Origin of the sequence: Pseudophaeobacter flagellatus, assembly GCF_021228235.1 — a bacterium.
GTDB lineage: Bacteria > Pseudomonadota > Alphaproteobacteria > Rhodobacterales > Rhodobacteraceae > Pseudophaeobacter > Pseudophaeobacter flagellatus.
In genome coordinates, this window is record NZ_JAJQRG010000026.1 from 1 (window position 1) to 1,198 (window position 1,198).

Below are 1,198 nucleotides of genomic sequence, written 5' to 3' on the forward strand. Positions count from 1 at the left end.
GGTAATCCCCCCATTTTTAATGGGGTCCAGCCGTAGAATTCATGCGGCTGTTTTCAGTTTCATAGCGGGGGTCATCCCACCGATGCCCATGTTGGGTCGCTCGTTGTTGTAAGTCCAGAGCCATTCGGTTGCCTGGTCCTGTGCCTCCTCGATGGTTTCAAAGATGTATTGCCCCAGCCATTCGCCACGAACGGTGCGGTTGTAGCGCTCGATGTAAGCGTTCTGCTGCGGCTTGCCGGGCTGGATGTATTCGAGCCGAACGTTGCGTTTCTCGGCCCACTCCATCAGCTTTCCACTGACATATTCGGGCCCGTTGTCGACGCGAATTACCTGAGGTTGACCACGCCATTCAATGATCTGGTTCAAGCTACGCACGACCCGCTCTGCAGGAAGCGAGAAGTCCACTTCGATGCACAAACCTTCGCGGTTGAAGTCGTCCAGAACGTTCAGTGTTCTGATCGAACGACCATCCGCAAGCTGGTCTGCCATGAAATCCATCGACCAAGTCTCATTGGGCCTGTCAGGCACTGCCAGCGGTTCCGGCTTGTCGCGCTTCAGCCGTTTCTTGGGCTTGATCCGCAGGTTCAGCGCAAGCTCGCAGTAGATCCGGTAGACACGTTTGTGGTTCCATCCATAGCCCTGGACATTGCGCAGATACAAAAAGCACAGGCCAAAGCCCCAGCTACGTTTGTTGGTGGTCAGGCGTTCCAGCCAGTCCGCAATCTCTTCGTTCTCATCGCTCAAAACAGGGCTGTAACGATAACATGTCTCGCTAATCTGGAACGCCCGGCAGGCCAGAGCGATGCTGATCCCATATTGCGCAACCGCATTCATGGCCATCTCTCGCCTATGAGACGGCCTTAACGCTTTTTTCCAAGCGCTTCCTTCAGCAGGTCGTTTTGCATGCTCATCTCGGCATACATGCGCTTCAGACGACGGTTCTCTTCCGCCATATCCTTCATCTCAGAAATCAAAGACGCGTCCATGCCGCCAAACTTGGCCCGCCATTTGTAAAAACTCGCGCTGCTCATCCCGTGCTCGCGGCACAGCTCAGAGACCGGCACGCCACCCTCTGCCTGCTTCAACACGGCCATGATCTGTGCGTCGCTGTATCGTCCGTTCTTCATCGTAAATCTCCTCAGATATCTTGCCGAGAAAATTCTACTATTGAACACCACTAATTTTAGGGGGGATTACC

General features: G+C 54.3%; 1 protein-coding gene. It reads right to left on the reverse strand.

The window, feature by feature from the left end; all coding sequences use genetic code 11:
• Window positions 1-39: 39 nt before the first annotated feature.
• Window positions 40-1,127 (reverse strand): IS3 family transposase gene (locus tag LRK71_RS20430; RefSeq protein WP_232405798.1). Its coding sequence is split into 2 segments (ribosomal slippage): window positions 40-866 and window positions 866-1,127, totalling 1,089 coding nucleotides; the frame shifts between segments, so codons are not numbered across the junction.
• Between the last annotated feature and the right edge of the window lie 71 nt (window positions 1,128-1,198).